The 22,451-nt window shown below is 51.9% G+C and carries 18 protein-coding genes; 4 read left to right on the top strand and 14 right to left on the bottom strand.

Translation table 11 applies throughout. From position 1 onward, the window contains the following. Window positions 1-17: 17 nt before the first annotated feature. From H8K43_RS04995 to H8K43_RS04975, 5 genes are all read right to left on the bottom strand, one after another. Window positions 18-2,366, bottom strand: coding sequence for a methyl-accepting chemotaxis protein (locus H8K43_RS04995; protein ID WP_186902812.1), 2,349 nt, complete (start codon window positions 2,364-2,366; stop codon window positions 18-20). A 77-nt stretch (window positions 2,367-2,443) separates the two neighbouring features. Continuing rightward, window positions 2,444-3,025 (bottom strand): chemotaxis protein CheW, encoded by a 582-nt coding sequence (locus H8K43_RS04990; RefSeq protein ID WP_230403671.1) that lies wholly within the window; start codon window positions 3,023-3,025, stop codon window positions 2,444-2,446. Between the two features lie 48 nt (window positions 3,026-3,073). After that, on the bottom strand, window positions 3,074-3,439 hold the full coding sequence (locus H8K43_RS04985) for a response regulator transcription factor (RefSeq protein ID WP_162020375.1): 366 nt from the start codon (window positions 3,437-3,439) through the stop codon (window positions 3,074-3,076). Window positions 3,440-3,466: 27 nt separating this feature from the next. Beyond that, a complete protein-coding gene (locus tag H8K43_RS04980) occupies window positions 3,467-3,868 on the bottom strand; it encodes a response regulator (protein WP_186902811.1) in 402 nt (133 codons plus the stop codon). 128 nt (window positions 3,869-3,996) lie between these two features. Then, the gene (locus tag H8K43_RS04975; RefSeq protein ID WP_162020595.1) at window positions 3,997-4,149 is read right to left on the bottom strand and encodes a rubredoxin; all 153 of its coding nucleotides are present in this window, start codon (window positions 4,147-4,149) and stop codon (window positions 3,997-3,999) included. A 164-nt stretch (window positions 4,150-4,313) separates the two neighbouring features. On the opposite strand from H8K43_RS04975, the gene thiD reads away from it, so the two are divergent. Together thiD and hemL are read left to right on the top strand one after the other, a co-directional pair. Beyond that, window positions 4,314-5,144 (top strand): bifunctional hydroxymethylpyrimidine kinase/phosphomethylpyrimidine kinase, encoded by an 831-nt coding sequence (gene thiD / locus H8K43_RS04970; RefSeq protein WP_186902810.1) that lies wholly within the window; start codon window positions 4,314-4,316, stop codon window positions 5,142-5,144. A gap of 30 nt (window positions 5,145-5,174) precedes the next feature. Beyond that, on the top strand, window positions 5,175-6,455 hold the full coding sequence (hemL, locus tag H8K43_RS04965; protein WP_186902809.1) for a glutamate-1-semialdehyde 2,1-aminomutase: 1,281 nt from the start codon (window positions 5,175-5,177) through the stop codon (window positions 6,453-6,455). Between the two features lie 62 nt (window positions 6,456-6,517). Here the strand turns inward: hemL and H8K43_RS04960 are convergent, their stop codons facing one another. Then, window positions 6,518-7,792: an amidohydrolase family protein gene (locus H8K43_RS04960; RefSeq protein WP_186902808.1), complete on the bottom strand. Its 1,275-nt coding sequence runs from the start codon at window positions 7,790-7,792 to the stop codon at window positions 6,518-6,520. A gap of 136 nt (window positions 7,793-7,928) precedes the next feature. On the opposite strand from H8K43_RS04960, the gene H8K43_RS04955 reads away from it, so the two are divergent. After that, the gene (locus tag H8K43_RS04955) at window positions 7,929-8,936 is read left to right on the top strand and encodes a LacI family DNA-binding transcriptional regulator (protein WP_186902807.1); all 1,008 of its coding nucleotides are present in this window, start codon (window positions 7,929-7,931) and stop codon (window positions 8,934-8,936) included. Between the two features lie 6 nt (window positions 8,937-8,942). Here the strand turns inward: H8K43_RS04955 and H8K43_RS04950 are convergent, their stop codons facing one another. The 8 genes from H8K43_RS04950 to H8K43_RS04915 form a co-directional block, all read right to left on the bottom strand. Further along, window positions 8,943-9,491, bottom strand: a complete 549-nt coding sequence (locus H8K43_RS04950; RefSeq protein ID WP_186902806.1) for a YggT family protein — start codon at window positions 9,489-9,491, stop codon at window positions 8,943-8,945. A gap of 91 nt (window positions 9,492-9,582) precedes the next feature. After that, window positions 9,583-10,539 carry a hypothetical protein gene (locus H8K43_RS04945; RefSeq protein WP_186902805.1) on the bottom strand — a complete coding sequence of 319 codons (957 nt, stop codon included), beginning with the start codon at window positions 10,537-10,539 and terminating at the stop codon, window positions 9,583-9,585. Between the two features lie 420 nt (window positions 10,540-10,959). After that, window positions 10,960-12,123, bottom strand: a complete 1,164-nt coding sequence (locus H8K43_RS04940; protein ID WP_186902804.1) for a ribonucleotide-diphosphate reductase subunit beta — start codon at window positions 12,121-12,123, stop codon at window positions 10,960-10,962. Window positions 12,124-12,253: 130 nt separating this feature from the next. Next, on the bottom strand, window positions 12,254-15,169 hold the full coding sequence (locus H8K43_RS04935) for a ribonucleoside-diphosphate reductase subunit alpha (RefSeq protein WP_186902803.1): 2,916 nt from the start codon (window positions 15,167-15,169) through the stop codon (window positions 12,254-12,256). Between the two features lie 468 nt (window positions 15,170-15,637). Further along, window positions 15,638-17,083, bottom strand: a complete 1,446-nt coding sequence (locus H8K43_RS04930; RefSeq protein WP_186902802.1) for a sigma-54-dependent transcriptional regulator — start codon at window positions 17,081-17,083, stop codon at window positions 15,638-15,640. Window positions 17,084-17,088: 5 nt separating this feature from the next. Further along, complete coding sequence (locus tag H8K43_RS04925; protein ID WP_186902801.1) at window positions 17,089-18,858, bottom strand: sensor histidine kinase; 1,770 nt, start codon at window positions 18,856-18,858, stop codon at window positions 17,089-17,091. A gap of 8 nt (window positions 18,859-18,866) precedes the next feature. After that, on the bottom strand, window positions 18,867-19,136 hold the full coding sequence (locus H8K43_RS04920) for a PP0621 family protein (RefSeq protein WP_186902800.1): 270 nt from the start codon (window positions 19,134-19,136) through the stop codon (window positions 18,867-18,869). After that, window positions 19,133-19,942 carry a cytochrome C assembly family protein gene (locus H8K43_RS04915; RefSeq protein WP_186902799.1) on the bottom strand — a complete coding sequence of 270 codons (810 nt, stop codon included), beginning with the start codon at window positions 19,940-19,942 and terminating at the stop codon, window positions 19,133-19,135. The genes H8K43_RS04920 and H8K43_RS04915 overlap by 4 nt, the downstream gene beginning before the upstream one ends. Window positions 19,943-20,216: 274 nt before the next feature. On the opposite strand from H8K43_RS04915, the gene H8K43_RS04910 reads away from it, so the two are divergent. Next, window positions 20,217-22,379, top strand: a complete 2,163-nt coding sequence (locus H8K43_RS04910) for a S46 family peptidase (protein ID WP_186902798.1) — start codon at window positions 20,217-20,219, stop codon at window positions 22,377-22,379. Window positions 22,380-22,451: the final 72 nt, after the last annotated feature.

Raw genomic sequence — 22,451 nt, 5'->3', positions numbered from 1 at the left:
GCCCCATAGCTTGAAAATCAGGCCGTCACTTTGAATCGTGACACCGAGTTTTTCAGCTCTTCCGCCAGCAACGCCAGTTGCTTAATGGAGTCAGCTGTCTGCTGGGTACCGGTACGGGTCTGGTCATTCATACTCAAAATGTGCTGAATGTTTTGTGCAACGCCATTCGCAGAAGTTGCCTGCTGTTCCGTCGCCAGCGAGATGCCCTGAATCAGTTCCGCCAAACGATTAGAAACGCTACGGATTTCTGACAGCGCAGTACCGGCCGCATCGGACAGCTTCGCACCCTCAACCACACCCTGGGTGGATTTTTCCATCGCCGCTACCGCATCATGGGTATCGGTCTGAATCGTACGAACCAGCGCACCGATCTGCTTGGTCGCTTCAGCGGAACGTTCCGCCAGTCGCTGCACCTCTTCCGCAACCACCGAGAAGCCTCGTCCTGCTTCACCCGCAGATGCCGCCTGAATCGCCGCATTCAGCGCCAGTACGTTGGTCTGTTCGGTAATGTCAGAAATCAGTTCTGTGATCTCACCAATCTCCTGGGAAGATTCACCCAGACGTTTAATACGTTTAGACGTTTCCTGGATTTGTTCGCGAATCTCGTTCATACCCTTGATCGCGTCTTCCACCGCATGCGCGCCCTGCTCCGCCGCAGCAACCGATTGACGCGCAACCTCGGCCGATTCATTCGCAGAACGCGAAACGTCGGTAATTTCCGCCGCCATCGTCAGAACTGCCTGACCTGCATCGGTAATTTCACGTGATTGCTGTTCAGACGCATCCAGCAGATTATTAGAAATATCCTGCGCCAGATCAGACGCAGAGGTAACCTGTTCCGCTGTGTTGGTAACACGACCGACCAGACCACGCAACTCTTCCACCGTATAGTTAACCGAGTCGGCAATCGCACCGGTAATATCTTCAGAAACCGTCGCCTGCACTGTCAAGTCACCGTCCGCCACTTCCTGCAATTCATTCATCAGTCGCAAAATCGCAGCCTGGTTCTGATCGTTAGCAGCTTTCGCTTCTTCTTCCTGCTTCTTCGCCTGCAGCATCTGGGACGCTGCTTCCTGACGACGTTCATTCGCCTCTTTAGCGCGGTTACGGCTATCCTGCAACAGAACCAGCGCGATACCTAACGCAGAAGCCAGCGCGGCAGCTGCCGACAACATCAACAAGACGAAGCTGATGCTGGTGGAATCCTGCTGCGCGGTATAGGTTTTTTGCAGATTGCTCAGCTTGGCTTTCAATTCCTCATTTTCGTTAAACAGTAACTGTTCGGACTGTTTAGCTGCAATGAAGTTTTGCAAGTTACCCAGAATCACAGACACGCTGTCTTTGTATTCCGCGAACACTTTTTTCAGCTCTTCCAGTTTTTCACGGGTATCTGCATCCTTGGTGGCCGTCAGACGCAAAACATCACTACCGGCCAGGAAACCTTCCACCAGATCATAGAAAGTGTTGGTATCTTTACTCAGCAAGAAAGCCGTTTCAGGATTAACACCCTCAGAAGTCAGGAATTCATTCGCACTACGACCCAGACGCTGGGTCAACATGACCAGCTGACCGGAAGCAGAAATTTCACGCGCAGAGCCACCGCCCTGAACTTTTAAGGTAGAAATCTGTTCTGTGAGTTCCAGCAAAACCGGCGACAAAGTATTCAATTTACGCAGGGTCTGACCGAAACCGGTCAGTTCTTTACGGCGGTTCAAAATTGTTTCCGACGCTTTATTCGAACTTTGCCAGATTTTGATCGTGTCATTCAGTACCGGCGTCAACGAAGAGCTTGCACTGCGCACATCACGGCCCTGATAGTTACCGCCTTCCAGCAGAATTTTCAGATCTGAATTGATTTCCTTGCGACTGTCTTCCAGCTGCTTAAACGCTTCCACATTACCCTGAATCGCATTTGGCGCCGCTTTACCGATACGCTGGGAGTGCATCAGCACGTCACCCGCGATCTGTACCTGGGTAGACACCAGCGCAGACTGACTCGCATTCAGATACACAAACACCGCGCCGGATAACAGCGAAGCACCCATCGCAATCGACAGGATACGCATCTGCTTTTGCAGGGTCATCTTGCCGATGACTGGCAGGCGGATATCACCACCTTTTTCCAGCGCATCACCAATGAAGGTCGCATCTGGGTGGGTTTCTGACAGCGGGTCTGCCGCTAAGGCCGGGCGTGTCTCGGCCCCTGCCGCTGCTGCCGGTGCTGCTTCCGGGGTCAGCATACGGACATTTGTTGCTTCTTCTATTTCAACCGAATCAGCATTTCCAAGCGACCTTGCCGCAACGTCGGTTCCGTCAACTTCCGGAGTTTCTTTTCCTTTGGACAAGAACGGTAGATTGAATGCCATTACTAAGTCTCCTAAACGATTGAAAAGCTATCAGCAGTATTCAATAAACTACTGAACAACTCATAAACAACTACTGATTACAAACCTATATGCAAAAAATCCTGGTCCTGCACCAAGGCAGCCAGGCTGAGCTCATGCCAGATCCGGCCTTCGCTGTCGCGAAAGCTTCTGGGCAACCAGGCGCGACTGTCGGCCGCACCGGGTTCATTTACAACAACTTCCATTTCCGCCACGTTACGCAGGCCAAGAACCTGAGACACCAGCAGCCCGCCATTAAATGCGAGCACAGAAGCAAAACCGACAATACGGCAGGACGCGTCCAGCGACGTCAGCTCCTGCCCTTGAAAACGCGGCAAATCCACCACACTGGTCAGATTACCGCGGATATTCGACACACCCTTATACCAGTCGCGGGTAAGCGGCACTTCTGTCAGCGTACCGACACTGACGATTTCGCCTGCCTCGCGCAGATCCAGCAAATACCGTACGCCACCGATCAGCACTCCCAACTGACTCAGCTGGGTGAAACCACCACGCTGAGCCGCCTGCATACGGTCAACCAACTGCGCCTGGAATTCGCGCAGGCGGGTGCGCCTGACACTATTGTCAGGCTTTGCCACTTCAGACAGAGTGGCAGTATCACTCAACGCTTGGGTCATGAACTTATCCGGAGTATAGAAAGAAACAGAGATCAGTGCGCCAACGGCTTAGCCGAGCGCAGCAATTTTGGTCAGCAACTCCTGAGGATCTATAGGCTTGACCAGGTAGTCACGCGCGCCCTGACGCAAACCCCAGATACGGTCAGTTTCCTGATTTTTGCTGGTACAGATAATCACGGGAATATCCTGTGTTTCCGGATCTTTGGCAATCGCACGCGTGATCTGGAAGCCATTCTGGCCCGGCATCACCACGTCCATCAGTATCAGTTGTGGCTTGTCTGCTTTAATTTTCAGCAGTGCTTCTTCGCCGTTTTCTGCGGTCGACACGGAAAAGCCGTGCTTTACCAGAACATCGGTCAGAAAATAACGCTCGGTTGGGGAATCATCTACAACCAGAATTTTTTGAATAGCCATATTGCTAATACCTCACTTAAAACTGAATTATTTGTCCTGCGCTTCTGATGTGTAATTCTTTACTGTTTTCAGAAGGCTGTCCTTAGTAAATGGCTTAGTCAGATATTCATCAGACCCTACCATAGCGCCGCGTGCGCGGTCAAACAAGCCATCCTTAGAGGACAGCATAATCACAGGTGTATCGCGGAATTTCGCGCTTTTCTTGATCAAGGCACAAGTCTGGTAACCATCCAGGCGCGGCATCAGGATGTCGCAAAAGATCAGGTCAGGATGCGAATCATTGATTTTGGCCAAGGCATCAAATCCATCTTCAGCCAATACAATTTTGTATCCTGCCTGTCCGAGAAAAATTTCTGCTGAGCGACGTATGGTACTGCTGTCGTCGATCACCATAATTTTTAAATTTTCATTACCAGTCATCGTTGACATAAACGCATCTCTTCCCGACTAAATCCGACAAATTCGGAGCAAACAAGCACTCTATCAAAAAAAAATTACACCTGTGCTTATTTTCCCTGAATAAACATTTAATACAAGGAAAAAAACTGGATTTGCGGTTAAATCACAACCATTTCAAAGTCATCCTTGCGCGCGCCGCATTCAGGACAAGTCCAGTTCATTGGTACATCATCCCATTTGGTGCCTGGCGCAATGCCTTCATCCGGCAAACCCTGCTCTTCATCGTACACCCAGCCACAAATCAGACACATCCATGTTTTGTACTCAGGCGTACCACCAACGTTATCACTCACGACTAAAGCCCTTCAATCAAGTAGAATATTAAAATTGCTGCAAATCCTGCATAAACAGACCGCATAGTCCCCTAATTCAGGTTTGACTGCGCTGCTAAGCTGGCTATATTAATCTACGTAACGTGCAAAACCAAATTTCTCCTCTCATTCTCAGCTTCGGCGCTTCCGATCCGGTCTCTGCCACTGGTTTATTTGCCGATATCGGCACTTTTGCGGCCATGGCTTGTCATGGTTTGCCGGTTGTGACCTCGGTACTGACCGGCGATACAGCGCAAATAGACAGTATCCATGCACTGGAAGCCGACCTGATTGACGAGCAAGCCCGCTCCGTGCTGGAAGATATGCCGGTCGCTGCATTAAAACTGGGACAGGCGGGCAGTGTAGACAATGTCACCACGATTGCTGAAATCGCATCTGATTATCCGGATCTGCCCTTTGTACTAGACCCTTTCCATTCCGAAGTGAATGAACAGACGGCTGAAGCAGAAGACCTGATACTGGCCATCCGTGAGTTACTGATTCCGCAAGCGAGTGTGCTGGTGATCTCAGCCGTAGAATTATCCCGTCTTGCTGAAACCTGGAAAGATCAGGGCGAGGACGACGATCTGACCGCCGACGTGATGACCCTGATTGATTCTGGCTGCAAATTTGTATTGGTCACCGGGACTCAGGCTGGCAACAATGAATTTGCCAATACCTTATTCAATGAGGCGGGCGTCGTGCGGCGCGACGTATGGCAACGCATACCAGGTTCCCATGCAGGCGCAGGTACTACCTTATCGGCAGCGATTACAGCACTGCTGGCCTGTGGCATTGATGTGCCGGAAGCCGTATTGGAAGCGCAGGAATTCACCCATGCTGCCTTACGCCATGCGCAGCAACTGGGCATGGGCAAGCTGATCCCTGACCGTTTTTTCTGGGCACGCGAAACGCTGCCCGACTCCGCTGTTTAGCCTTTCATTTTTCTTCAGACTGCTCTTACCATGACTAGCAATAACGACATCCTGTTCGCCCGTGCCCAACAAACCACGCCGGGCGGCGTGAATTCGCCTGTACGCGCTTTCCGTTCAGTCGGCGGCACGCCACGCTTCATTTCCCGCGCAGAAGGACCGTATTTCTGGGATGCGGATGACAAACGCTATATTGATTACATCGGCTCCTGGGGTCCGGCCATCGTCGGTCACACCCATCCGGAAGTCATCAGCGCCGTGCAGCAAGCGATCACCCGAGGGCTGAGCTTTGGTGCGCCGACCGAAGGTGAAGTGTTGATGGCAGAAGAAATCTGCAAAATCGTGCCAAATGTAGAGCAAGTCAGACTGGTTTCCAGCGGCACGGAAGCCACCATGAGTGCACTGCGTCTGGCACGCGGCGCCACCAAGCGCGACAAGATCATCAAATTTGAAGGCTGCTATCACGGTCATGCCGATTCTTTGCTGGTCAAAGCGGGCAGCGGCCTGCTGACATTTGGTAATCCGACTTCCGCTGGCGTTCCTGAAGATTTCAGCAAACATACGCTGGTACTCGACTACAACAACAGCCAGCAACTGGAAGAGGTATTTGCGTCTATCGGTGATCAGATCGCCTGCGTGATTGTGGAGCCGGTCGCCGGCAATATGAATCTGATTCCGGCCACCAAAGAATTCCTGCAAACCATGCGCAGCCTGTGCACTCAGCATGGCAGCATCCTGATTTTTGACGAAGTGATGTGCGGCTTCCGCGTTGGTCTGCAAGGTGCCCAGGCCTTGTACGGCATTGCGGCTGACCTGATCTGTATGGGTAAAGTCATCGGTGGTGGCCTGCCGGTGGCAGCCTTTGGTGGCCGCGCCGATCTGATGGGACATATGGCACCGCTGGGCGGCGTCTATCAGGCTGGCACACTGTCCGGCAATCCGGTTGCGGTGGCTGCGGGTATGAGCACGCTCAAGCTGATTCAGGCACCCGGCTTTTATGAAACACTGACCACACAGACGCGGCAACTGGCGGATGGTCTGCAAGCAGCAGGTCAGGCCGCTGGTTTCGACTTCTGCGCCGATGCAGTTGGTGGCATGTTCGGCATTTACTTTGCCAAAGAAATCCCACGCAGCTACGCGGCCATGATGGCGACCGATAAAGAGAAATTCAATCGCTTCTTCCATCTGATGCTGGACGAAGGCGTGTATCTGGCGCCATCTGCTTTTGAAGCTGGCTTTGTCTCTATCCAGCACGACAGTGCCATCATTGCCGCCACATTGGAAGCGGCACAACGCGCATTCGCCCGCCTCTGATCCACAAGAAGCAGACAGCATGGTTGCCCCTCAGGACTGACCATGCTGCCTCGCATCAGGCATTACCCCAAACGGAAATTCACAGACTGTTGTCTTCCGTCCAGACTCAGCTGCGCAATTGGCGCGGCAGTCTGACTGATGACACGACCGCGCCGTACTACATAACGCCTTACCGGGCGCAGACGCAAAGCCTCAATCGGGTCGCGCGCATCCAGAATCACAAAGTCAGCCTGGCAGCCGGGCTCCAGCCCATAGCCCTGCAAGCCCAGTATCTGTGCGGGGTTGCGCGTGACAGCGTCAAAGCACTGATGCATGGCCGCCTGCGAAGTCATCTGCGCCACATGTAAGCCCATAGACGCCACCTCCAGCATATCGCCCGCTCCCATGCTATACCAAGGGTCCATCACACAATCATGCCCAAACGCGACCGGGATACCAAGCGCCAGCATTTCCGGCACCCGCGTCATACCACGCCGTTTAGGATAATGGTCATGACGCCCCTGCAAAGTGATATTGATCAGGGGATTAGCGATAGCGGCTACGCCCGCTTCCTTCATCAGCGGCAACAGCTTACTGACATAGTAATTATCCATAGAATGCATGGAAGTCAGATGTGAACCTGTGACCCGTCCTTGCAAACCGAGCCTGTGTGCATGGTAGGCCAGGGTCTCAATATGACGCGACATAGGATCGTCCGACTCATCGCAATGCATATCGACCATCAGTCCGCGCTCTGCTGCGAATTCACACAAAAGACGTATCGATTCAGCGCCGTCCTGCATAGTGCGTTCAAAATGCGGAATACCCCCCACCACATCGACACCCATCGCGATGGCACGCTGCAAGTTAGTCCAGGCGTCGGCGCTACGCAGTAAACCATCCTGAGGAAAGGCAACCAGCTGCAGATCGAGATAAGGCGCCACTTGTTTTCTGACTTCCAGCAAAGCTTCCACCGCCAGCAAACGCGGATCGCAGATATCCACATGCGAGCGTATCGCCAGCAAGCCTTTGGCAACCGCCCAGTCGCAGTATTGGAGTGCCCGGTCAACCAGGGCCTGCTGGGTCAGATGCGGTTTCAGCTCACCCCATAAAGCAATGCCCTCCAACAGCGTACCGGATTGATTCACCCGTGGCTGCCCATAGCTGAGTACTGCATCCATATGAAAATGTGCATCGACAAAAGGCGAACACAGCAAATCACCGCCCGCATCCAGCTCAGGCATGCCGGTCACGGCAATAGCTGGCTCCGTGGCGACTATCTTTCCATCCCTGACCAGGATATCGATATGACGACGGCCATCCGCTAAACTGGCGTTTCTCACTATAAGATCATTCATGCTGGGTCCTTATCTGTCAGCAGACTGCGTGTCACGAGACCGGCTCATTACTTCGTCTGCGCTGTTAATTTATAAAAAGTTTAACCGCAGTCGTGTAGCTGCGTCATAATCACGACCCAGAAAGGCAGGAATTTTTATGGCAACAATGAAGCAGGTCGCTGAAAAAGCACGCGTCTCCACTACTACCGTTTCGCATGTCATCAACAACACCCGGGTGGTGAGTGAAGATGCGCGCGAACGTGTTTTGTCGGTTATTCAGGAGTTGCGCTATATCCCTAGCGCCGTCGCCCGCAGCCTGAAGAATGATCGTACCCACACGCTGGGGATGATGATACCGAATAACTCTAATCCTTATTTTGCAGAAGTGATACAGGGAATAGAAGATGCTTCTTTCAAGCTGGGTTACAACATCATCCTGTGTAATTCCTACGATGACCCGAAAAAACAAGCGGCCTACATTCGCGTACTGATGGAGAAAAGGATAGATGGTCTGATCCTGGTCTCCTCCGGTTCAGATGAAGACCTGAGTCAGTTACTGGCAGATGAAGGCATTCCCAAAGTGCTGGTCGACCGCGAAGTGACCGGTGTGGCGGCAGACTTTATTGAAGCCGATCATGTACAAGGTGGCTATGAAGCGACACGCTACCTGCTGTCACTGGGTCATCACAAAATCGCCTGCGTGGCTGGCCCGGATACCCTGCTGCCCAGTGGTGGCCGCGTGACCGGCTATATGCAGGCACTCAAAGAAGCGGGCATCGCTTTCCGTCCCGATTATCTGATCCATGCCGATTTCACCAGCCAGGGCGGATATAACGCATTTCAGCAGTTGCTGGCACTGAGCGACAGGCCGACTGCGATTTTTGCCAGCAATGATCTGATGGCGATCGGTGGCATTTGTGCCGCGAATGCAGCGGGCGTGAGCATACCGAAGGATTTATCGGTGATCGGTTACGATGATATCGCACTGGCTTCATTCAGCAACCCGCCGCTGACCACGATCGCCCAGCCTAAACATGCGATCGGGCAGCTGACGGCGCAGACCCTGGTCAAGCGCATTGCGGAACCTGATGCACCATTACGCCGCGAAATGCTGAAGTCTGCACTGATCATCCGGCAATCTACCGCAGCGCTGGTGCAAGCCTGAAGCAGCTCAGAGCATCAGCAACGCAGGTAGCGATGCACTGAGCACCCGGTGCACTACCTGCAGCAACAGCAAAGCAAGCAGCGGAGAAAAATCCAGACCACCCAGCGACGGCAGAATTTTGCGGATCGGATTTAATACTGGCTCATTCAAAGCGCGGATTAAAGGTGCAAATGGTGCACTCGGATTCACCCAGCTGAAGATAGCCTCCAACACCAGCAGCGCCATCAGTCCATACAATATCCATTGCACCACGCGGAACAATGCCATGATCAGTATGGCCTGCACCGGAAACTGCGCCAACACCCAGAAATCAACCAGCATCGCGACTAATGCAACCAGAAAGGTCGCGATCAGGCTGGCCCAGTCATAACCCTTATAGCCAGGCACCAGACGCCGGATAGGATGGACCAGCCAATCGGTCAGTTGAAATATCGCTTGCGCCAACTGAGCTGGCGGCCGGACTCTGAGCACCTGCATCCAAAATCTCAACAGCAGGAAACTGGCAAACAAGCCAGTGATGGTATCCACGACAAAAGTCAAAAGTTCATGCAGCACAGGTCGTCCTCAAAATAAAAAACCCACCGGGTGAAGGTTCACACAGTGGGTATTGTGCCTGAAGACTCACAGGCGTCCAAGCAGTTCAGAATTACGCAGGGCGATTCGCGCTGGTTGGGAATGGCCATGCTGCATTGGCATTCACAACTGCTTTCGCTTCAGTGGTTTTCTTCGCTGCTGTTTTTTTAGCGGCTGGCTTTGCTGCGGCTTTCGCTACTTTAGCTGCTGGCTTGGCTGCTGCTTTAGTCACTTTAGCTGCTGGCTTCGCTGCGGCCTTAGTCGCTTTCGCTGCTGGCTTCGCTACTGCTTTTGTCGCTTTAGCTGCTGGCTTCGCTGCTGCTTTTGTCGCTTTTGCTGCTGGCTTCGCTGCGGCTTTTGTCACTTTAGCTGCTGGCTTCGCTGCTGCTTTTGTCGCTTTAGCTGCTGGCTTCGCTGCTGCCTTCGTTGCTTTAGCTGCTGGCTTCGCTACTGCTTTTGTTGCAGCCTTAGCTGCTGGTTTAGCGACTGCTTTTTTCGCTACTGGTTTCGCTGCTGCCTTAGTTGCCTTCGCTACTTTAGCTGCTGGTTTTGCGACTGCCTTAGTCGCCTTAGCTGCTGGTTTTGCGGCGGCTTTTTTCGCTGCTGGCTTCGCTGCTGCCTTAGTTGCCTTCGCTACTTTAGCGGCTGGCTTTGCTGCTGCTTTAGTGACTTTGGCTGCTGGCTTCGCTGCTGCCTTAGTCGCCTTCACTACTTTAGCTGCTGGCTTTGCTACGGCTTTAGTCGCTTTCGCTACTTTAGCTGCTGGCTTCGCTGCTGCCTTAGTCGCTTTAGCTGCTGGCTTTGCTGCTGCCTTAGTGACTTTAGCTGCTGGCTTCGCTGCTGCCTTGGTCGCTTTAGCTGCTGGCTTAGCGGCTGGTTTCGCTACAGCTTTAGTCGCTTTAGCTGCTGGTTTAGCTGCTGGTTTAGCTGCTGGTTTAGCTGCTGCTTTTTTCGCTGTCGCTTTTTTTGCCGGTGCTTTTTTGCCAGCTGGTTCTGGCGAACCTGGCTGATCTTGTGGTGCTGTTGCCATTTTGTTTCTCCTTCAATTGAGATGGAAAAAAATCGGATAAAAGTTAAATCCGCTCTATCCTTTCAAGCGGATTATTCATCGGCGCAAACAGTCTGCTGGTTGCGCTAATGAATTCGGCACCGGCTGAACTGCTGCATCCCCTCTCGATGCAGCACTTCAGCCATATCGGTTTATCTATTCCTGCAGAATACATCAAACCAAAAAAAACGCCCGCGTTCTACGCCGGCGTCGGTATGTCTGACTTCCGAAACGAACGACCAAAAGCCGCCATACCTGAATTTCTCAGGTAGTGCGGCACTGACAGTACAAATCTTTGTAGTCTGTGACTGTTCATTCGGTTTGGTGAGGCCTCTCGAGTTTTACATCTCGCGTTAGCCTTGAGTACTCCCTGGCAGGAATCCCGTGGTGCTGATTAAGCGTTTATTCCCAACTGAGGGCTCCACCGGTCTGATACTCAATTACACGCGTCTCAAAAAAGTTGCGCTCTTTTTTCAGGTCTATCATTTCGCTCATCCAAGGGAAAGGATTTTCTTCCTGAGGGAACAAAGTTTCGAGACCAATTTGTTGTGCTCTGCGATTTGCGATGAAGCGCAAATATCCTTTAAACATAGGCGCATTTAATCCAAGCACTCCACGCGGCATTGTATCCTCTGCGTAGCGATATTCCAACTCCACCGCGCGCAAAAACAACGATTTAATTTCATCTCTGAATTCAGGTGTCCACAAATGTGGATTTTCCATCTTAATCGTATTGATCAGATCGATCCCGAAATTACAGTGCATCGATTCATCACGCAAAATGTATTGATACTGTTCTGCTGCGCCCATCATTTTATTCTGACGACCTAAGGCCAGAATTTGTGTGAAGCCCACGTAGAAAAACAGACCTTCCATCAGACACGCAAACACAATCAGCGAACGCAGCAAAGTCTGATCCGCTTCTGTGGTGCCGGTTTTGAATTCAGGATTAGTCAGCACGTCGATGAAAGGAATCAGGAACTGATCTTTATCGCGTATCGATTCCACTTCATTGTAGGCGTTAAAAATTTCGCCTTCGTCCAGGCCCAGCGATTCAACGATGTATTGATACGCATGCGTGTGAATCGCTTCTTCAAATGCCTGACGCAGCAGATACTGACGGCATTCCGGCGCAGTAATGTGGCGGTAAGTACCGAGCACGATATTGTTAGCAGCCAGCGAATCGGCGGTCACGAAAAAGCCCAGATTACGCTTCACCAGACGACGCTCATCTTCGGATAAGCCATTCGGATTTTTCCACAGCTCGATGTCGCGCTGCATATTGATTTCCTGCGGCATCCAGTGATTTGCGCAACCAGCCAGATATTTGTCCCAGGCCCATTTGTACTTGAATGGCACCAGCTGATTCACATCAGTCTGACCATTGATAATGCGCTTGTCTGCAGCATTCACACGGCGTGCAGTTTCATCTGTAGCGGCAGCCGGTTTGCTGACCAGCGCCGGATTCAGCGCAACTTCCTGTGTTTGCAAACGTGTTTGCTGTTCAGGGGCAGCAGCTTTCGGTGCCGGCGCGGCCGGAGTGGCCTCATCATCCCAAGATAACATTTCACTATTCCTTACATTGATGAGTACTGATGACTATGCAGAGACTTGAGCTCTGTTTTGCATCCGCTATCAGTACACAGAGGTGACAATCAGCTGACTGTCACCGGTTGATACAATCAAGCGCCAGCGCTTACTGGCAAGCTTCACATTCTTCAAAACCAGCGTCACCCGGACGCAGATAGCAGGCTGCACCTTCCGCTTCAGGCGCAACTGCCGGAACTGTCGCGACCGATGCGGCGCTGAAAGAACCACTACCGCCATCTACCGCAACCGCATTCAAGGCACCGGTTTTCGTGGTGGATTTTTCTGTATGCGTTGCACCGATAGTACGCAGGTAGTAAGTCGTTTTCAGACCACGCAACCAGGCCAGTTTGTAGGTCTCATCCAGCTTCTTACCGGAAGCACCGGCCATATAGATATTCAGGGATTGCGCCTGATCTATCCACTTCTGACGGCGTGACGCAGCTTCGACCAGCCAGGATGGGCTGACTTCAAATGCGGTCGCATACAATTCGCGCAGATCCTGAGGGATGCGGTCTATGCGAGCCAGACTGCCGTCGAAGTATTTCAGATCGGCGATCATGACTTCATCCCACAAGCCACGCTGTTTCAGATCACGTACCAGGTATTCATTGATTTCAGTGAATTCACCGGACAGGTTAGATTTCACATACAGATTCTGGTAAGTAGGCTCGATACAGGCCGAGACGCCGATAATGTTCGAGATGGTCGCGGTCGGTGCGATCGCTACGCAGTTCGAGTTACGCATACCGTGTTGCCTGATACGCTCACGTACGACAGTCCAGTCCATCGATTCGCTGAAATCCGCTTCCAGATAACCGCCACGCTCTTCCATCAAGAGCTTGAGCGAGTCCTGTGGCAGGATGCCGCGATCCCACAGCGAGCCTTTGTAAGAGCTGTAAGTACCGCGCTCTTCGGCCAGTTCAGTCGATGCCAGATAAGCGTAATAGCAAACGGCTTCCATCGAGGTGTCAGCAAACTGTACTGCTTCGTTGGATGCATAGGGCACACGCATGATGTGCAGGCAATCCTGGAAGCCCATGATACCCATGCCGACCGGACGGTGACGCAAATTGGATTCACGTGCCTTCTGAACTGCATAGTAGTTAATATCAATCACGTTATCCAGCATACGCATCGCGGTACGTATCGTTTTTTGCAGTTTGACGTGATCGAGCTTGCCATCCTTCATGTGTGCCGGCAGATTGACCGAACCCAGATTACATACGGCGATTTCGCTTTCGTTCGTGTTCAGCGTGATCTCGGTACACAGATTCGACGAGTGCACCACACCGACGTGTTGCTGCGGGCTGCGGATATTGCAAGGATCTTTGAATGTAATCCATGGATGTCCGGTTTCAAACAACATGGACAGCATCTTGCGCCACAGGTCGAGTGCCGGGATTTTTTTCGACAGTTCGATCTCACCGCTGGCGGCTTTGGCTTCGTAAGCGAGATAGGCACTTTCAAATGCTTTACCGAATTTATCGTGCAGATCCGGTACGTCGGATGGGGAGAACAGCGTCCAGTCGCCCTTTTCCATCACACGTTTCATGAACAGATCCGGAATCCAGTTAGCTGTATTCATGTCATGCGTACGGCGACGGTCATCACCGGTGTTCTTACGCAGGTCGAGGAATTCCTCAATATCCATATGCCAGGTTTCGAGGTAGGCGCAGACTGCGCCTTTACGCTTACCACCCTGATTGACTGCAACCGCGGTATCGTTGACCACTTTCAGGAAAGGCACCACGCCCTGGGATTTACCATTGGTGCCTTTGATATGCGCGCCCAGTGAGCGCACCGGTGTCCAGTCATTACCCAGACCACCTGCATATTTCGCCAGCAAGGCATTTTCTTTGAGCGCATCATAAATACCGGCCAGATCATCAGCCACGGTAGTCAGATAGCAGGACGACAATTGCGAACGTTGTGTGCCGGAGTTAAACAGCGTCGGTGTCGAGCTCATGAAGTCAAAGCTGGACAGCAAATGGTAAAACTCAATCGCACGTGCAGTACGGTCTTTTTCTTCCAGTGCCAGCCCCATCGCTACACGCATATAGAAAGCCTGAGGCATTTCGATACGGGTACCACGGATGTGCAGGAAATAACGGTCATACAGAGTTTGCAAACCGATATAGCTGAATTGCAGATCGCGATCAGCCACCAGGGCCTTAGCCAGCGTAGGCAGATCAAATTCTGCCAGACGGGTATCGAGCAGATCAGCAGCGATACCTTTGCGGATAAATTCAGGGAAGTAAGTAATGTATTCAGCAGCCGCATCATTCTGTGCGACTTCTTTGCCAAACACTTCTTTACGCACTGTATGCAGCAACAGGCGGGAAGTCACCTGACTGTAAGCCGGCTCTTTTTCCATCAGGGCACGTGCCGCCAGAATGGCAGATTTGTGCAGTTCTTCGACAGGTACGCCGTCATACAGATTTTTCAGGGTTTCAGTCAGGATCGCTTCTGCGTCTGCCAGTTTATCTAGGCCGATACAGGCAGCCGCGATCATGGCACGTACTTTTTCTACGTCGAGCACAACTTTTGCGCCATCGACCACAACATGGATCTGTGGCAGACTGGCCTGGGATGCGCGCTGTGCTTCCTGCGCCAGCCGGCGCTCTTCCTGGTGTTTGGCGCGATACAACACATAAGCACGTGCTACATCGTGTTCACCCGAACGCATCAATGCGAGTTCGACCTGATCCTGGATGTCTTCAATATGAAATGTGCCACCGGCAGGCTGTCTGCGCATCAGCGCAGTAACTACTGTCGCAGTTAATTGCTCAACCAGTTCACGTACCCGTGCCGAAGCCGCACCCTGACCGCCATTCACTGCGAGGAAGGCCTTAGTCATCGCAATCGCAATTTTCGATGGTTCAAAACCAACGACTGCGCCATTACGACGGATCACCATGTATTGACTGAATTGGCCGCTGGACGCAGCAGATCCGCTGACAGGGTTCAGCAGACCAGGAATATCAGAATGAGTCAGCGTGGATGTTTCGGTTGAAGAGTGCATTGAGCCTCCGGTTCAGTAATTTCTGGGCGTCATACGGCGCAAATTGTGCGCAGAATAACGAGGGATTAATTGGGTACAGCGCTTTACGACAGACTGCCTGACATAGCTGAATGCTATGTAAATCTCATCTTTGTGTAACAGTTAATGCTAGAGGGGGATGTGAAGCAAGAAAGGTAAAACATAGAATTCATCATGAGATCAAACACTAGATATAGTGCATATTTTCTCGACAGCCCTAATTCTAGTGTCACACTGCGGCAGTAGCAAGCGCTTTCTGATTGAAAAAATATTTATTTTTTTGATGAAAATTCCCCTGAGGGAATTGACTTTCTGAGGCTCACAGAAAATGCTGCCCAGCAGTGCAAGTAAGCACTAACCGAAAGCCGTTTCCGGCCAGCACAGCAGAAATCAGGGACTTGACGAAGCCAATAAGCATGCATTTATTCCAGGCCAGGCGGAGTTACCAGCTTATTGTATTTTCAGCTTTTGAATCTGATAACGTAACTGACGGAAGCTGACACCCAGCAGCTCTGCCGCCTGGGTCCGGTTCTGATAGGTTTGCTGTAAGGCGCGCCGTATCATTTCGCGCTCGACCTGTTCCAGGAAGTCAGGCAGCGAACAAGGCAAGCTGGGCAAAGTCAACTCCAACGCCCCTTCAGCTATAGCTGCAGGGGCAGCACCATGATCGGCAGCGACGGCTGAAGCTGCCGAGGCTGAGGCTGCAGCAGGCAGCCCATGCGTATCACTGCGGGTGCCACGCAACATCAGATCACCGGGCTCTATACAACCATCATTGGCAAATGCCAGTGCCCGCTCCAGTATGTTTTCCAGCTCACGCACATTGCCGGGAAAATCATATTGCAACAAAGCTTGCAGTGCGGCCGGTGCCAGACTGACTGGCGTCTGTGCCAGCTTGGTCAGCATGCCTTGTGCCAGTTCCGGTATATCTTCCAGGCGCTGGCGCAGCGGTGGCAAATGCAGTTCAATCACATTCAGGCGGTAATACAAATCCTGACGGAAGCGCCCTTCTTCAACACAACGCGCCAGATTCTGATGGGTCGCACTGATAATCCTGACATCGACAGATTCTTCCGTCGTGGCGCCGATTTTACGGATACGGCGCTCCTGGATAGCCCGCAACAATTTAACCTGCATCGCGAGTGGCAGATCGGCCACCTCATCCAGCATCAGGGTGCCGCCATTGGCAGCCTGAAAAAAACCATCCCTGTCGTCCACGGCACCGGTAAACGCCCCTTTGCGATAGCCAAAAAACTCGGCTTCCATCAGGTTTTCCGGAATTGCACCGCAGTTCACCGCGACAAATGCCTGAGCTGCACGCGCGCTGGTCTTGTGAATTTCACGTGCAGCCAGTTCTTTACCGCTGCCAGATTCACCGGTAATAATCACCGGCGCCATACTGCGCGCCAGTCTTTCGATCTGGCTGCGTACCATCTGCATACCGGCTGAACTGCCGATCAGGAAGGACGGTGCACGCAGGCTGGCATCCGGATCAGGGCTGACCGGTGCGGCCGCCACTTCATGCATTTCCAGCGCTGAACGCACCAGTTTGCGCAAATGATCAAGCGCAACCGGCTTGGATACGTAATCAAAGGCGCCCGCCTTCAGAGCGATTACCGCATTGTCTGCACTGCCGAAAGCAGTAATCACTGCAATCGGTGTATTTTTATCGCTGGCACTCAATTCCTCCACCAGCTCCATCCCCGAGCCGTCGGGCAGTCGCATATCGGTCAGCACCAGCGAATAGGTATTTTTCTGCAGATAACTGCGTGCCACACTGAGATTCTCTGCACTGTCGACATCGAGTCCCATTTTAATCAGCGTAATCTCGAGTAACTCGCGCAGATGAGCCTCGTCATCGACGACCAGAATTTTTGGGCAACTGCTTGTGTTCATTACCATTACACCGACAATCCTGAGAAATTAATCACAAACCTACCGCTAGGCTCAGCCGCTTCACCCAGGCTGTCATCAACGCGGTACTCATAATCGAGTAAAGAACGGTTATTCAGACACAGCTCACGCGCCATGTACAGACCCAGACCGGTGCCCATGCGCGAAGTTGTATAAAACGGTTCGAACAAGTGTGCCCTGACATCATAGCTGATCGCCGGACCATCATCCTGTATATGCAATTCCTGACGGCCATTGGCGCTGGTCATGGCATGCAGCCGGATACTGCCGGGCTGACCACTGGCATAACGAACGGCATTCGACAGCAGATTGGTCAGCACTTCAAACAAATGTCCAGGATCAAAACTGACCTGGAAATCCACCTCATCGCTGATCAGGATGAGCTCTGGATCTATGCTGCGGGTTTCACTGAAATCCTGTACACACTCACGCACGACACGCATCAGAGGATAAGCTTCGACGTCGGTTCTCGCTTTGCGCGACAGCTTAAGTATATCTTCAATCAACTGATTCAAACGTGCGACATTATCATCGACGATACGGAGCAAACGCCGTGCTTGCGGATTTTCAGGCAGTAACTGGCTTAAATCCTCATTCAGCAAGGAGGCCGCATACGAAATCGAAGACAAAGGGTTCCTGACTTCATGCGCAATACTGGCGGTTAAGCGCCCCATCGAAGCCAGCTTCAGTTGCTGCGCCTGATTCTCTATATCCGAGACATCCTGCATGAAGACGATGGTATACCGCCGGTCCAGTGCCTGTTGTGTGGACAGCGGCAACAGATGACTATCCTCGACCAGAATAAAACGCAGCTTGAGATGGGTCACGAAATGCGGGCGTTCAGCACGCAGCCCGAAACTGCTGACCTCAAAGCCGGATTTCAAACCACCGCGCCCCTCATCCAGATAACAGGGAATCGACACAAAGGAAATATCATCCTCGGGATTCCGCCCCAGCTCACTGATACTGCGCTGGCGCATATCAGCCAGGGTCTCGGCCATCGGTCTGAGCGCAACAATATTGGCCAGCTTGATGCCCAGCATTTCCTTCGTCAGGTTACCGCCCAGCATACGCTCTGCAGCCGGATTGATTTCAAACACGCGGCCGGAATGATCCAGTACCAGGATGCCGTCGCCCATATCTGCGATCACCAGCCGGTTAATCGCCTGTTGCATCGCCAATTCATTGCCACGCTGGGTCGCGAGTTGCTCCTGACGGATCAGATTATTAGCCAGCCGACTCACCACATAAATCACGGCGAAATAAGAGGCACCGAACAAACCAGCCTGCGACACCAGATTGCCATCATTCAGTTCCAGCGCGCGGTACACACCTTCCACCAGCAGAAACAGACTGACGATGGCGCAAAAAAAGAAGGCCCAGATCAGTGGCGACAAGATAGCCACACCAGCCAGCGGAAACATAAACAGGATGCTGAGACCGCCGCGCCCGCCGCCCGAACCCAGATACAGCAAGGAAATGACAAGCAGATCAACAATAATCTGCAATAACAACTGTGCAACGAAATGCCGCTGATGAAAAAAACGGATTAAAGCAAAACTAATACTGGCAAACAGGTAGGCGAAGCAAATGTCTTTGGCAAACAAATGACTGAAGACCCAGATATCCTTGGTACTGCGCAAATTCAGTAAGAGCAATAAGCAAGCTGCGATGATAATGCGCGAGATATTGAAAGTCTGCAGCGAACGCCAGAACGAAGGCGAAGGATTAGACAATCCGGGAAAAGGAGCCGGCATCGTGCTGCTTAATGTGTATGCTGATCCGCATGCGCCACGCTGCAGAAGTGCAGTTCGCCACGCAGCACCGCATCAGAAACCGGCACATACAACTGACAATGGGCACAGCTGACCATATCTTCAGCATCTTTTACCGTATGTGCGGGTGCAGCCGATGGCGCAGAGGCCGGCCCCATCTCAGAGCGGGACTGATATGCACGGGATTGCATATCCCTTGCTTTCTTTTTCAAAGCCAGAATAACCAGCACGCCCAGCACCAGCCACAAAATAATTCTCATACCAGACTCCGGTGCAACAGCACTTCAAGCACAAAACGACTGCCCACATAGGCCAGCAATAAGACCAGAAAGCCAGACAGTGTAAAACTCAGCACAGTTTTTCCACGCCAGCCACGCCAATGACGCCCCATTAACAGAGTGCCGAATAAGGCCCAGGAAAATAAAGACAAGACCGTCTTATGATCCCATTTAAACGCGACGCCCAATACCTGCTCGGAAAAAACGATACCGGAAAACACCGTCAGTGTCAGCAATACAAAGCCAATGGTGATCAGCCGGAATAAGACTTTTTCCATCGTCAGCAAAGCGGGTAACTGATCCAGCAATTGATTCAGCCACGGGCTGACCGGCTGCGCACGTAGTTTGTGCAAATGCTTATCTTGCAGACTCATGATCGCAGCATGGAACGCAGCGATGGTCAGCGTACTATAGGCCAGCAGCGCAATGGCTACATGCCAGGGAAACATCTGGGTTTTCCCATCCAGCGGAATCAGGCTGCCTGGGAACAAGGCGGTCAGACTGACGGCAACCAAGGCGGGCGGCAGCAAAAGTATTTTCAAACCACCCAAGGCAAAGCTGCGGTTTTCCAGCACATAGGCGCTGACTGTCATCCACAGCGCTGCCGATAACATCACTGCGAAGCCAACGCGCAAGGCATCGCCCGCAAATACATGGCTACACAAGGAGATCGCCTGCAGCAGCCAGGCAACAGCCGTGAGTGCTGCAGCAGCGCGCACTTGTCGTAATGGCAGCAGGAGCGCAGCCAGATACAGGGCTGCAGACAGGAAAGGTAAATAGATTTGCATCGCCTAAGTTTACACTATCTGCAACAGCTTTTTTTGATTTCCACCAATAGCGCAAGGCTATGCACAGATGGCGGACTCACGTTCACGAAGAAAAGTAAATTATTAAAAAGACAAATTCGAAGCTAATGAAATTCAAGACTGAATAAAATTTCCCGCATTTTCAGGTTTTTTTGAACTTTTTCGCTGGAATTCACACTAAACTGCGCGCCTTCCGGCTTACCGGATTGCCCCAAGGGACAGAAATTTTATTTCACACTTTCAGATAAATACAAAGATGAAAAAGACACTTCTTACGCTGGCTGTGCTCAGCACTGCTTCCGTCGCCTATGCCGACGAAGGTATGTGGATGCCACAACAATTGCCGCAAGTTGCGAAACAGCTCAAGGCGGCTGGTCTGCAACTCGATCCGAAAAACCTGACCAAACTGACTGAATTCCCTATGGGTGCCATCGTCAGCCTGGGTGGTTGCTCGGCTTCTTTCGTATCACCTCAGGGTCTGGTTGCGACCAACCACCACTGCGTATACGGCAGCGTTGCTTACAACTCTAAACCAGGCCGTGATTTGCTGGCCAATGGTTTCCTGGCCAATACCCTGGAAGAAGAATTACCGGCTCAGCCAGGTTCACGTATTTTCGTGACCAAAGAAGTCAATAATGTCACCGACAAAATCATCGACAAAGACACCGCCAAACTGACTGGCAAAAAACGCGTCGATGCGATCGAAAAGAATTCCAAAGCACTGGTTTCCGCCTGTGAAAAAGACGAAGGTCATCGTTGCAACGTCTACCCTTACTATGGTGGACTCGAGTTCTACATGATCAAACAGATGGAAATCCGCGACGTCCGTCTGGTCCATGCACCAGCTGAAGGTGTAGGCAAATTCGGTGGAGATACCGATAACTGGATGTGGCCACGTCATACCGGCGACTACGGCTTCTACCGCGCCTATGTGAGCAAAGACGGCAAAGCCGCTGACTACAGCAAGGATAACGTTCCTTACGTTCCTAAGCACTTCCTGAAACTGGCAAAAGACGGCCTGAAAGAAGGCGATTTCGTGATGGTACTGGGCTACCCTGGCCGTACTAACCGTCATCGTCTGCCGTCTGAAGTAGCCTACACTTTTGACTGGAACTATCCTGCATTCGTGAAATCCTCAGGCGAAACACTGGCGATCATCGCTAAAGAAACCGCTGGCAATGATGATGCGCGCCTGAAGTATGCAAGTCAGGTTGCCGGCATCAATAATTACTACAAAAACCGTCAGGGTATGCTCGACAGCTATGCTGGCAGCGACTTCCTGGCACGTAAAACCAAGGAACATGAAGAGCTGAAAGCCTGGGTCAACGGCAATCCGGAACGTGCCAAACAGTTTGGCGAAGATCTGGTTCAGGTTGAAAAACTGATCGCGGCACGCGATGCACAAAGCAAACAGGAATTCTATCTGGGCAGCTCCTTCCCACGCCTGTTAGGCACAGCACGTACGCTGTACCGTCTCGCTAACGAACGTGTCAAACCGGATGCGGAACGTAAAGCAGGCTTCCAGGAACGTGATCTGCCACGCTTCAAAGCTGGCGTAGAAAGCCTGGAGCGCAGCTATGTGGAAAGTGTAGACAAGGCACTGGTACTCAATAACCTGAAAAAATATGCAGCGCAATCCAAAGCGGAACGCAATGCAGATTTTGATGCAGCGATCGGTATCAGCGATAACATGTCTGAAGCAGATCTGAAAGCATTGCTGGATAAGATCTATGCAGGCAGCAAACTGGCTGACAAAGCAGCACGCACAGCGTGGCTGGCTGCAAAACCAGCAGACTTTAAAACCAGCGATGACAGCTTCATCAAAGCTGCAGTCGCCATGTATGATGGTTTTATGAAGCGCGAAGCTGAAGATGAAGAGCTGGCTGGCAAAATCCAGCAAGCTTATGCCAACTACATGAAAGCAAAAATCGCTTACATGACCAGCAAAGGCCAGGCTGTCTATCCGGATGCAAACAGCACCCTGCGCGTCACTTTCGGTAAAGTTGCTGGCCGCGATCACGGCACCGCCGATGGTCTGGCATGGTCTGCCTTCACGACTGTCAATGGTATCCCACCTAAGGCAACTGGCAAAGGCGAGTTCAATGCACCTGCTGCACAACTGGCTGCGATCAAAGCCAAAGACTTTGGTAAATATGTCGATCCTCACCTGAAAGCGGTACCGCTGGCTTATCTGGCGACACTCGACATCACAGGTGGTAACTCAGGCTCCGCAGCGCTGAATGCCAAAGGTGAATTTATCGGTCTGGCCTTCGACGGCACATTGGATTCCATCATCTCTGACTGGGATTTCAATAAAGCCAAAACCCGCTCTATTCAAGTTGATCTGCGCTACATGCTGTGGCAAATGAAACACGTGGATAAAGCTGACAAGCTGATCAAGGAAATGGGCGCAGAATAATCTCGCTCCCGGCATGATCCTGAAAGCCCCCGTTACACACGGGGGCTTTTTGCTATCAAGCGGATAAAGATG

The organism is Cognatundibacterium curvum (genome assembly GCF_014284235.1).
GTDB lineage: Bacteria > Pseudomonadota > Gammaproteobacteria > Burkholderiales > Burkholderiaceae_D > Undibacterium > Undibacterium curvum.
The sequence above is the reverse complement of the archived record's forward strand: the minus strand, read 5'-3'. Positions and strand labels throughout refer to the sequence as shown.

Excerpts from the sequence above, each read along its gene's own strand:
- H8K43_RS04995 (WP_186902812.1), bottom strand. The coding sequence starts at position 2,366 with ATGGCATTCAATCTACCGTTCTTGTCCAAAGGAAAAGAAACTCCGGAA.
- H8K43_RS04990 (WP_230403671.1), bottom strand. The coding sequence starts at position 3,025 with ATGACCCAAGCGTTGAGTGATACTGCCACTCTGTCTGAAGTGGCAAAG.
- H8K43_RS04985 (WP_162020375.1), bottom strand. The coding sequence starts at position 3,439 with ATGGCTATTCAAAAAATTCTGGTTGTAGATGATTCCCCAACCGAGCGT.
- H8K43_RS04980 (WP_186902811.1), bottom strand. The coding sequence starts at position 3,868 with ATGTCAACGATGACTGGTAATGAAAATTTAAAAATTATGGTGATCGAC.
- H8K43_RS04975 (WP_162020595.1), bottom strand. The coding sequence starts at position 4,149 with ATGTGTCTGATTTGTGGCTGGGTGTACGATGAAGAGCAGGGTTTGCCG.
- hemL (WP_186902809.1), top strand. The coding sequence starts at position 5,175 with ATGACTAGCAATAACGACATCCTGTTCGCCCGTGCCCAACAAACCACG.
- H8K43_RS04960 (WP_186902808.1), bottom strand. The coding sequence starts at position 7,792 with ATGAATGATCTTATAGTGAGAAACGCCAGTTTAGCGGATGGCCGTCGT.
- H8K43_RS04955 (WP_186902807.1), top strand. The coding sequence starts at position 7,929 with ATGGCAACAATGAAGCAGGTCGCTGAAAAAGCACGCGTCTCCACTACT.
- H8K43_RS04945 (WP_186902805.1), bottom strand. The coding sequence starts at position 10,539 with ATGGCAACAGCACCACAAGATCAGCCAGGTTCGCCAGAACCAGCTGGC.
- H8K43_RS04940 (WP_186902804.1), bottom strand. The coding sequence starts at position 12,123 with ATGTTATCTTGGGATGATGAGGCCACTCCGGCCGCGCCGGCACCGAAA.
- H8K43_RS04935 (WP_186902803.1), bottom strand. The coding sequence starts at position 15,169 with ATGCACTCTTCAACCGAAACATCCACGCTGACTCATTCTGATATTCCT.
- H8K43_RS04930 (WP_186902802.1), bottom strand. The coding sequence starts at position 17,083 with ATGAACACAAGCAGTTGCCCAAAAATTCTGGTCGTCGATGACGAGGCT.
- H8K43_RS04925 (WP_186902801.1), bottom strand. The coding sequence starts at position 18,858 with ATGCCGGCTCCTTTTCCCGGATTGTCTAATCCTTCGCCTTCGTTCTGG.
- H8K43_RS04920 (WP_186902800.1), bottom strand. The coding sequence starts at position 19,136 with ATGAGAATTATTTTGTGGCTGGTGCTGGGCGTGCTGGTTATTCTGGCT.
- H8K43_RS04915 (WP_186902799.1), bottom strand. The coding sequence starts at position 19,942 with ATGCAAATCTATTTACCTTTCCTGTCTGCAGCCCTGTATCTGGCTGCG.
- H8K43_RS04910 (WP_186902798.1), top strand. The coding sequence starts at position 20,217 with ATGAAAAAGACACTTCTTACGCTGGCTGTGCTCAGCACTGCTTCCGTC.